The following is a 9,695-nucleotide window of genomic DNA, read 5'->3' on the forward strand; positions in this document are numbered from 1 at the left end:
TGCATCTGAACTGCAGCCAGGCCCTGGAGCGTTTGAATTCCGGGGGCCGCCCGAGACGCAACCTTCCACCTGCGAGACCACGCCATGCGTAACCTGATTTTCGCCAGCGCCTGTCTGTCAGCCATCACCCTGACAGGCTGCCAGCAAACACCACCGGCCAACGACCAACTGGACGCTGTGCTATGGACCCAAACCTCCATCGAGCACGAACTGATTTACCGCCAGCTCTTTGCCAACGCCACCCGCCAGCTCGATGTGGCCCTGGCCGATCCCGCCTGGGATGCCTTGCCCTTCCCTGCGCGAGATTTGAAAGGCCTGCCTCCGGCCGTGGTGGTCGATATCGACGAAACCCTGCTGGACAACGTGCCGCTCAATGCCCGCGACATTCTGAACAACCAGGTCTATTCCTATGACCGCTGGAACACCTGGGTCGACCAGGCCAAGGCCCAGGCGCTGCCCGGTTCGGTGGCGTTCCTGCAGGCGGCCCGGCAAAAAGGCATCAAGGTCTATTACCTCACCAACCGCGAACACAGCCAGGTGGCGGCCACGGCTGCAAATCTGCGCCTGCGCGGTTTCCCGATTGAGAGCGATGAACAAATCCTCGCCGCCAGCACACCGACCGGTCACTGCGAAAGCGCCGGCTATGGCAAGAACTGTCGTCGCCAATGGGTGGCCAGTCATGCGCGGGTGCTATTGATGGCGGGTGACTCCCTGGGGGATTTCGTGCAGGCCGAACGCAACACCCTGGCGGCCCAGCGCAAGGCGGTCGAACCTTATGTGAACTGGCTGGGGCAGCGCTGGTTCCTGCTGCCCAATCCAAGTTACGGCAACTGGTACAGCGCGCCGTATGGGGACAATGAGACGTTGCCGTTCGAGCAAAAGCGCAGGCTCAAACAGCAGGCATTGCAGTTGCAGGAGTAGCTGCGCGCTGAGGTTATCGGCCACCGGATACTGCTTGCCGTAGCCCACCACCGTGATGCGTTCGACGCCCACGCCCAACCGCTTCAGGCCACGCGCCACTCGTTGGGCGTGACGCTCGGACAAAAGCTGGTTGAAAGCCTTGTGGCCAAGCGATGGCGCCACAGGGGAGTGGGACACAGGAGCCACATGGGAGTCATCCTGGGAGGAAAAACACAGACAGGAAGAATGAAAAACGCCCAGTTAGCCGTAAGCGTCTTCTCGAAAAAATTGAGTAAAAGAACCAGTGATGATCCGGACAAGGCCACCCCTCACCCCTGTGGCGAGGGAGCTTGCTCCCGCTGGACTGCGCAGCAGTCCCAATCCCGTTGAATCGAGAGCGGGGCCGCATCGCGCTGTAGCGCCAGCCCGGCCCAGCGGGAGCAAGCTCCCTCGCCACGGCTGCATACTATGTTCACCCCGACAATCCCTACCCTGGAAGCCCATGCCAACAGCGTGCTGCGTTGTGCGGCCGTTGCCGCGCAGACGGCGGGTGAACAGTTGGACGGCACTTCACGCACCTTGGTGATTTTGCTCATGCACTTGGTGGAAACGGCCGGCGTGATGGGGGCTGTTCGCTGGAGTGCATCCACTCGCGCTGCGCGATGACAGGTGTTGTGATGAGGGCGCGCGCTCATCACATGAAACCACCGATGTCTCAAGGTTTAAGCTTGGCCAGCAAGGTCTCGGAGCCCGAAAGCAGCTCCAGTTTCTGCAACACATCATTGACGGCGCCGACGGTACCGACCTCATCAGGACCGGCATTCCCGCCGACCACACTCTTCAACGCCGCCAAATACTCCAGCCGGCCCAAATCCACGCGGTCAGACTTGCTCAACTTAGCGGAAATACGCGTAAGGGCACTGGAAATTTCTTCTTCAAGGTAAGTATTGAACTCAGACTTATTCATCGCAAAGCTCCATCTTCAGGGAGGTGACCGCACACATGCAGCAGCCTACGAAGATCGGTGCAACGTGCCTACTGTCAGAGTTAACAGGTCTGTACGAGTGACTACAACCAATGCCAGAACCGGCTCCAGAACCCCCGCCCCAGTTCGTCCTTGCATCCGGCATATTGGCGCGCATACATCTGCGAACGCGCCTGCACCTTGCCCGCCACCGGGAGTAGCCAGGCTTTGCCGGCATGGGTGCGCTGACGATAGCCGCCCCAGCCTTCGTGGTAGTTCAGGTATTGGCCGTAGGCGTCGTACTTGTAAACGCCGTTGATGGTGTAGGTCTTGTCCATGTACCAACCGATGAAGTCGATGGCGTCGTCGAAATCTTCGCGGTCGGCACCGCTGCGGCCTGTGCTTTTGCGGTAGTCATTCCACACTTCATCCTTGGCCTGGGCATAGCCGGAAGCAGTGGACACGCGCCCCCAGGGGATGATCCACAACAGGTATTTACGCGGGGTCTTGGCGTCGTAGCGAAAGCCGGACTCCTGGTACATGATCGCGAACGGCACTTGGATCGGCACGCCCCAGCGCTTTTGCGTGACCTTGGCCGCGTCGTACCAGTCATCTTTTTCGCGAAAGATACTGCAGATATCGTCGGGCGTGCGTGGCGGCGAGGTGCCGCACGCCGCCACCAGAGACGTGAGTAATAACAGTCCGACGGTTTTGCTTGCGCTCAAAGGGCACCTTTGCGTGATAAGCGTTAAAGACCGGCATTTTACGTGTTCATACAAGCGGCGTCCTTGCGCATAGGTATTAAGCCAATGACACTGCTTCGGACGTGGCCCATATGCACTAATTCACCTGATGCATTCGCACCCCGGCTCTGGCAGTTTCTCTGCACTATCCTGAACCTGGGGTGTCGTAAATCCATGCGTCCACACCCTTGGAGAACTTATGACACAGGATGTTCTTGCCAAAGAAACCAACCGCCGCCAACTGCAACAGATCATCTCCGGGCTGTCCGACGGCGTGATCCTGGCCGAGGTCGACCAGACCATCCTCTGGGCCAACGAAGCCGCACTGGCCATGCACGGCGTGACCGACGTCATGGGGCTGGGCGCCAGCGGGCAGGAATATGCCGAACGCTTCACCTTGCGTTACCGCAATAACCACCCGTTGCAGCTGGATAGCTACCCCCTGGCTCGCGCTGCGGCGGGGGATGAGTTCAGCGACGTGATCGTGGAAGTCATTCCCACGACCGATGAAGAAAAGACCTGGGTTCACCGCCTGCGCAGCCTGGTTATCACCGACTCCAACGGCGACCCGGAACTGCTGGTGCTGATTCTCAGCGATGCCACCGAGTGGGCCAGCGCCGAACAGCGTTTCGAGAAAACCTTCAATGCCAACCCCGCGCCCGCAGTGATCTGCCGCCTCAGCGACCTGCGCTACATCAAGGTCAATCAGGGCTTCCTGGAGATGACCGGCTACAACCGCGACCAGGTGATCGGCAAATCCGTGTATGAACTCGACGTGCTCGAGCACGCCGAGCGCAAGGAGCTGGCCATCGAGCGGCTGGGGCAAGGCTCGACCATTCCCCAGATGCAGGCCGAGCTCAAGCTGCCCGGAGGCGGCAGCAAGCTGGTGGTGGTCGCCGGCCAGCCCCTGGACATGAACGAAGAAGACTGCATGCTGTTTTCGTTCATGGACCTGGAGCCGCGACGCAAAGCGGAAATCGCCCTGCGCCAGAGTGAAGAACGCTTCGCCAAGTCCTTCCGCCTGACGCCGGTGCCGACGCTGGTGTGCAACGCCGCCAATCGCCAAGTGGTGGATATCAACGAAGCCTTCATGAGTATCTCGGGCTATATCAGTGAAGAACTGATCGGCAAATCCATCGAAGACATCGACTTCATCGACAGCCCCCAAGCCGGCGCCCAGCTGTTCGCCACCTTGGAAAAAGCCGGAAACGTGGAAGGCCATGACCTCAAGGTGCGCAAAAAAGGCAACGAAGTGATCGACTGCGCGGTGTCCGCCGATACCGTGATCATCCAGGACATACCCTGCTACCTGCTGGTGTTCATGAACATTACCGAACGCAAACGCTCGGAGCTGGAACTGGTCGCGGCCATTGAGGAAGTCATGCAGGACGCTTCCTGGTTCAGCCAGACCCTGATCGAAAAACTGGCCAATGCCAAAAGCGTCAACAGCCCCAACCTGCCGAACGTTTCCTTCACGGACCTCACGGCCCGGGAGCGCGACGTGCTGGGTTTGATCTGCGAGGGTCTGGCCGACAAGGAGATCGCCTCGCGTCTTAAGCTGGCGCCCAATACCGTGCGCAACCATGTGGCGACGGTGTACTCGAAACTGGGGGTGCACAGCCGCAGTACGGCCATCGTTTGGGCCCGAGAACGCGGGTTGTTTTCCGGGGAACTGCGGTTGAAAAACACGCGTTGAGAGTGCAAATGCACTAGTGCGGTTAGTGCGAATTCGCCTTATGAGGCGGCGCGGCAATCAATAACCTTCAAGGCATCGTATCTGTGCCTTGAAGGAACCTGCATGTTTACCCTCTCTCAACTGCGAAACTGCATCGAAGAAGGCCTGTCACCACTGACCTGCGAATTCACCCTGTGCCGGGATGCGTCCTTGACCCTCAAAGTATTCGACGCCGAAACCGGCCGGGTTGATCTCGTGGTCACCGGAATCAGCACCAACCGGCTGCAGACCCCGGAGGAAGTGGCGAAAATGGTGGACGAGTTGCGCTACGAGCTGCAAAGCAACAACGTCGGCAAACTCACGCTGGATGACTTGCCTTCAGCCTCGCCCCAATGAAATAGAACACCCCACCACCCACGATAAACGCCCCGAGCATATAAAACATGTAATGCGCCGGCAGGCTGGCCAGTACCAGCCCGCATAACACCGGCCCCAATGCGGCGCCGAGATTGGACAGGTTCTGCGCGCCGTAATACATACCCCGCAACGCGTCGGGAGCGATTCGGTCGATAAACATGTACTCGGCCGGGAACACGATGATCTCCCCCACGGTGAACACCGCCATCGCCAACACCCACCCCACCACGCTGGTGGACAGCGCAAAGCCGATCAACCCCAGCATGAACATGCTCAAACCCGCGATCAGCCACTGGCTCAGGTGACGGTGCGAGATGCGCCGACCAATCAGGTACTGCAAGGCAATCACCAGCACGGCGTTGGTGGTGAGCACGGCACTGATCACGGTGTAGGTGTATTCAGCCGTGGTGGTGGTCACCAGGTACTGCGACAGGTAGGCCGTGAATTGGCCGAACACCACGGCACTGAGCAGGCCGCCAAAGGTGAAGCACACCAGGCGTTGGTCCTTGAGCAGCACGCGGCCCACGGCGAGGAACGACACCGGCTTTTGCGCGGCGTCAACAGTGGCCAGCGTGCGGTCACCCCACCGCCAATACAGCAGGAAAAACCCCGCCCCCAACAGTGCCGACAAAATAAACGGCAGGCTGATATCCGCCTTGGCCACCATCGCGCCAAAAAACGGCCCCACGGCGTAGCCGATATTGGTCAGCGTATATTTGATCGAGAACACTTCGCTGCGCCCATCTTCGGGCAGCAAACTGGCGAAACCGGCCTTGATCGCAATATCAATCACCGCATAGGCCAGGTTGATCAGGATCAGGCAGCTGTAGAACGCCCAGATATTCTGCGCCAGTACCGTACCGATAAAGCCCAGCACAAACACCAGGCTCAAACCGAGCAGCAAGCGGTAACTGTTGACGCGGTCGACGAGAAACCCGCCATACACGCTGAGCAACGAGCCGACGATCAGCGAACTGCCGATCACCAGGCCGACCTGACTGATGTCGAGGGCAAAGTGGCTGGTGAGGTAGATCACCAGGTACGGAAAGGTGATCGCCTTGGCCAACGTCAGCAGCAACGTGGCGGACAGCAACAGGTTCACCGTGCGGGGATAAGTTCTTATTGTGGCAAGCATCCTGCTCTCTTTCTTTGAAGGTAACGCGACCATTGCGGTCGGTTACCTTAACGTAAGAAACGTGACACGAGCAGGTAGCTCGGCAGGATTATTTCTTGACTGGCGTGATCTCAAGGATGGTGCCGTTGGTGGTCTTGAGCAGCACATATCTGTCGTCCACCCGCGTCCACTGGCTTTCGTCCTCGGGCTTCTGGAGGCCACGTTTTTTCCAGTCGCGCACAGCCGACTCCTTGCGCATCAGCATATCCGGGGCGCGATCGCCTTCTTTCAAGTCACGGGTATTGATGCTGGAAGGCTGCACGGTTTCCTGAGGCGTATCACCGGCCTGCACCACAAAACTGGCGGTAGACAGACTCGCCGCAACCACAACACAGGCAAAGAGAGATTTAGACTTCATGGGTGTTCCTTCAATTCAGGGGACGTACACAGGTTCCGACCGCGGCGACGTGGAATCATTCACGTCAAAACACCAACCGCTGCCTCAATAACCCTGTGGCGAGGGATCTTGCTCCCGCTGGACTGCGCAGCAGCCCCAAAAGCCCGGCCGAGGAACACCTGGACGAACGCGGTGAACCGGTTGGGGCAGCGTTGCTGCCCAGCGGGAGCAAGCTCCCTCGCCACAAACCTTCGCGCTCATTGATTCCGTGAAATTAATCCTGTAATCACAGGCGGAATTTATAACCAGGCTGCATCCCAGAGCGAGTAGTTGCCGATATGCTCGACCAGTCCAGCGCGCAATGGATTGGCAATGATGTAGCGTGCGATCTTTAAAAGGTCTTCTTCGGCTCGCGCCGCGCGATCATGGTATCCGTGCTGCCAGAACGCTCCCTTCGTATGACCGGCGTGGTTGATGGCCAGCGTGCTGCGTGACTTCACTTGCCGCATTACCTGCGGCAACGTTGCATCGCGCAGCTCGAACATCCAGTGAAGGTGGTCCGGCATGATGACCCAGGCCAACGAAGCAACCAGACCGGAATCATGGGCGCGTTTGAGCTCTGCGACCAATAACCGCCCCACAGACAGTTCAGCAAAAATCGGACGCCGCTGATAAACCACCGCCGTCACCAGGTACACGCGACCTGCTTCCGAATAACGGCCACGTCGTAGCACGTGAGAATTGGGCCTTCGAAGCATTCCTTTGCTCCCCTTGATTGAATGGATAACCCATTCAACCTAGCAAGCCTGAGAAGGGCTGCCCCTCGATTCAATTTCATCCTGTGTCCCCACTCCCCTTTGGCTCCTGTGTCCTACCCCCTGTGGCTCCTGTGTCCCACTCCCCTGTGACTCCTGTGTCCCACTCCCCTGTGGCTCTTGGGTCCCACTCCCCTGTGACTCCTGTGCCCCCACTCCCCTGTGGCTCCTGCGTCCCACTCCCCTGTGGCTCCTGCGTCCCACTCCCCTGTGACTCCTGTCTCCCACTCCCCTGTGGCTCTTGGGTCCCACTCCCCTGTGACTCCTGTGTCCCACTCCCCTGTGGCTCTTGGGTCCCACTCCCCTGTGACTCCTGTCTCCCACTCCCCTGTGGCTCTTAGGTCCCACTCCCCTGTGACTCCTGTCTCCCACTCCCCTGTGGCTCTTGGGTCCCACTCCCCTGTGACTCCTGTGCTCCCACTCCCCTGTGGCGAGGGAGCTTGCTCCCGCTGGGCTGCGCAGCAGCCCCAAAAGCCCGGCCGAGGGACACTTGGACGAACGCGGTGAACCGGTTGGGGCAGCTTTGCTGCCCAGCGGGAGCAAGCTCCCTCGCCACAAACCTTCGCGCTCATTGCTTCCATGAAATTAATCCTGTAATTTTTCATGAAATTATTCGAATTAAAGTTCATGACGCCCCAAGAAGAACTCGCCACCCTCGCCGCCCTGATCCACGACTTGCGCAAGCACAAGAAACTCACCCTGGCGCAATTGGCGCACAAGATCGAGCGTTCGGTGGGGTTCCTGTCTCAAGTGGAACGTGGCCTGTCGCGCCCGACCGTGGCCGACCTGACCGCCATCAGTCACGCCCTCGACGTCCCTACCACTTACTTCTACAGCCTGCCCAAACCCAAGGCGGTAGACTGGGTCACGCGGCCCAACGAGCGGCGCACGGTGTACTACGCCAACGGCATCACCGACATCCTCGTCTCGCCCCGCATGAACGGCGCGTTTTCGATGCTCGACAGCCTGTTGGCACCCGGCGCCAACAGTGGTGAGCAGGCCATGAGCGACCGTGCCGAACAGGCCGGTTTTGTACTCGAGGGTGAGTTGACGCTGTGGGTTGAAGGTGAAGCCGATGCGGTCACTCTCGGCCCTGGCGACAGCTTCCATCTCGCCAGTTTCGCCCACTGCCGCTACGCCAACCTGACCGACCTGCCCGCCCGCGTGTTATGGGTTTACAACTAGGAGCTGCCCCCGTGAAAAGCCAATGTGCAACGTTGCTGGCCGAAGTACGGACCTTCCGCCAGAACCACCCCGAGGTGCGCTACGTCGATCTGATCGCCCTGGACCTTCCGGGGCATTTCTACGGCAAGCGCTACCCGGTGGAGATGCTCGAAAAAGTCGCCGCCGGCAGCCCCTTGAAGCTGCCGCAGAACGCCGTGTTGCTGGGGGCCCAGGGCGGCCTGTTCAAGATTGGCGACTATTGCTTCAACGACGGTGACCCGGACGCCAATCGGCGTCTGGTGCCGGGTACGCTCAAACCAGTGAGCTGGGAGTCGCAGCCGCTGGGGCAGATGCTGATCACCTCCGACGGCACCGAGGCGCCGATCGAATTCGAACCCCGCGAAGTGTTGGCCAAGGTGCTCAAGCGTCTGCATCACAAAGGCATTCACCCCGTCGTGGCGTTTGAGCTGGAGTTCTACCTGTTCGATAAAAAGCTCGACAAAGGCCTGCCGCAATTCCCCCGCGACCCGCTGAGCGATGATGCCGACGACCAGCCCACCCTGCATATCGAACGGCTGTCGCGCTTCAGCGACGTGCTGGACGACATGGCGCAAACCGCCAAGGCTCAAGGCATCGATATCACGGTGATCACCGCCGAAATCGGCCCGGGCCAGTTCGAAATCAATTTCGGCCATTCGGACGACGCCCTGCGCGCCGCCGACTGGGCCGCCCTGTTCTGCCGCAGCACGCGCGGCGTGGCACTCAAACACGGCTACCGCGCCAGCTTCATGGCCAAGCCCTATCTGCAATTTCCCGGCAGCGGCATGCACGTGCATGTGAGCCTGTATGACGGCGCGGGCAACAATGTGCTGGCCGCGCACCAGCAGCAACCGCTGCGCCACGCCGTGGCCGGTTGCCTGGCGTTGCTGCCCCATTGCATGCCGATCTTCGCGCCAAACCACAACGCGTTGCGCCGCCTCGGCGGTACGGTCAACGCCGCCACTCGCGCCAGCTGGGGCTTTGAAGACCGTGATGCCTGCGTGCGCATCCCCGAGTCCGACCCGCGTAACCTGCGTATCGAGCATCGCCTGGCCAGCGCCGACGCCAACCCGTACCTGGTATTGGCGGCGATCCTTGCCGGTTTGGAGCATGGCCTTGAAGCCAAACAGGAGCCCATCGCGCCGTTGAACGAAGACCGCGCCAGTGGCGCCGATTTTCCCGTGGAAATGCTCGACGCCGTGCGCGCCATGCAACATCAGCCGGTTCTTCGCGACACGCTGGGCGCGGAATTCGTCGACGTGTATTGCGAAAACAAGCGCCAGGATCACCTGGCGTTCCAGCAGGAGATTCATGCGCGGGAATATCGCTGGTTTCTCTAGCCAAGGGCCCCGTCTGGGGCGGGTTTCCCTTACCGTGCGTGTCAGCCGGATTCGCCGAGCAGCAACGCCTGCTCCCGCGCGCACAGCTCCACCACGTAATCCCACAGCACCCGCAACCGCACCGACT

At 60.1% G+C, this 9,695-nt stretch carries 11 protein-coding genes and 1 pseudogene; 6 read left to right on the forward strand and 6 right to left on the reverse strand.

Features of this window, described 5'->3' with window-relative positions; translation table 11 throughout:
• Positions 1 to 84: 84 nt before the first annotated feature.
• A complete protein-coding gene (locus Q1V60_RS22045; protein WP_300634795.1) occupies positions 85 to 921 on the forward strand; it encodes an HAD family acid phosphatase in 837 nt (278 codons plus the stop codon).
• A 21-nt stretch (positions 922 to 942) separates the two neighbouring features.
• Here the strand turns inward: Q1V60_RS22045 and Q1V60_RS24980 are convergent.
• A pseudogene (locus tag Q1V60_RS24980) lies at positions 943 to 1,107 on the reverse strand (OmpA family protein); the annotation flags it as partial.
• Positions 1,108 to 1,368: 261 nt separating this feature from the next.
• On the opposite strand from Q1V60_RS24980, the gene Q1V60_RS22050 reads away from it, so the two are divergent.
• Positions 1,369 to 1,566: a DUF3077 domain-containing protein gene (locus Q1V60_RS22050; protein ID WP_300634796.1), complete on the forward strand. Its 198-nt coding sequence runs from the start codon at positions 1,369 to 1,371 to the stop codon at positions 1,564 to 1,566.
• A 49-nt stretch (positions 1,567 to 1,615) separates the two neighbouring features.
• Here Q1V60_RS22050 and Q1V60_RS22055 read toward each other — a convergent pair whose 3' ends face one another.
• Both Q1V60_RS22055 and Q1V60_RS22060 read right to left on the reverse strand, forming a co-directional pair.
• Positions 1,616 to 1,867, reverse strand: a complete 252-nt coding sequence (locus tag Q1V60_RS22055; protein WP_300634798.1) for a hypothetical protein — start codon at positions 1,865 to 1,867, stop codon at positions 1,616 to 1,618.
• A gap of 101 nt (positions 1,868 to 1,968) precedes the next feature.
• Positions 1,969 to 2,589 carry a hypothetical protein gene (locus tag Q1V60_RS22060; RefSeq protein ID WP_300634799.1) on the reverse strand — a complete coding sequence of 207 codons (621 nt, stop codon included), beginning with the start codon at positions 2,587 to 2,589 and terminating at the stop codon, positions 1,969 to 1,971.
• Between the two features lie 217 nt (positions 2,590 to 2,806).
• Here Q1V60_RS22060 and Q1V60_RS22065 point away from each other — a divergent pair, with 217 nt between their 5' ends.
• A complete protein-coding gene (locus tag Q1V60_RS22065) occupies positions 2,807 to 4,303 on the forward strand; it encodes a helix-turn-helix transcriptional regulator (RefSeq protein WP_300634801.1) in 1,497 nt (498 codons plus the stop codon).
• A gap of 102 nt (positions 4,304 to 4,405) precedes the next feature.
• Positions 4,406 to 4,678, forward strand: a complete 273-nt coding sequence (locus Q1V60_RS22070) for a DUF1652 domain-containing protein (protein ID WP_124366563.1) — start codon at positions 4,406 to 4,408, stop codon at positions 4,676 to 4,678.
• Here Q1V60_RS22070 and Q1V60_RS22075 read toward each other — a convergent pair.
• The 3 genes from Q1V60_RS22075 to Q1V60_RS22085 all read right to left on the reverse strand — a co-directional run bounded on the left by Q1V60_RS22075 (position 4,641) and on the right by Q1V60_RS22085 (position 6,968).
• A complete protein-coding gene (locus tag Q1V60_RS22075; protein WP_300634804.1) occupies positions 4,641 to 5,834 on the reverse strand; it encodes an MFS transporter in 1,194 nt (397 codons plus the stop codon). The two genes, Q1V60_RS22070 and Q1V60_RS22075, sit on opposite strands and share 38 nt — an antisense overlap.
• A gap of 88 nt (positions 5,835 to 5,922) precedes the next feature.
• Positions 5,923 to 6,231 carry an RcnB family protein gene (locus Q1V60_RS22080; RefSeq protein ID WP_300634806.1) on the reverse strand — a complete coding sequence of 103 codons (309 nt, stop codon included), beginning with the start codon at positions 6,229 to 6,231 and terminating at the stop codon, positions 5,923 to 5,925.
• Positions 6,232 to 6,509: 278 nt separating this feature from the next.
• A complete protein-coding gene (locus Q1V60_RS22085; RefSeq protein WP_300634808.1) occupies positions 6,510 to 6,968 on the reverse strand; it encodes a transposase in 459 nt (152 codons plus the stop codon).
• A gap of 684 nt (positions 6,969 to 7,652) precedes the next feature.
• Here Q1V60_RS22085 and Q1V60_RS22090 point away from each other — a divergent pair.
• Positions 7,653 to 8,210, forward strand: coding sequence for an XRE family transcriptional regulator (locus Q1V60_RS22090; protein WP_300634810.1), 558 nt, complete (start codon positions 7,653 to 7,655; stop codon positions 8,208 to 8,210).
• 11 nt (positions 8,211 to 8,221) lie between these two features.
• Positions 8,222 to 9,568, forward strand: coding sequence for a glutamine synthetase family protein (locus Q1V60_RS22095; protein WP_300634812.1), 1,347 nt, complete (start codon positions 8,222 to 8,224; stop codon positions 9,566 to 9,568).
• The last annotated feature ends 127 nt before the right edge of the window (positions 9,569 to 9,695 follow it).

The sequence above is a fragment of the Pseudomonas sp. genome (assembly GCF_030147005.1).
Taxonomy (GTDB): Bacteria; Pseudomonadota; Gammaproteobacteria; order Pseudomonadales; family Pseudomonadaceae; genus Aquipseudomonas.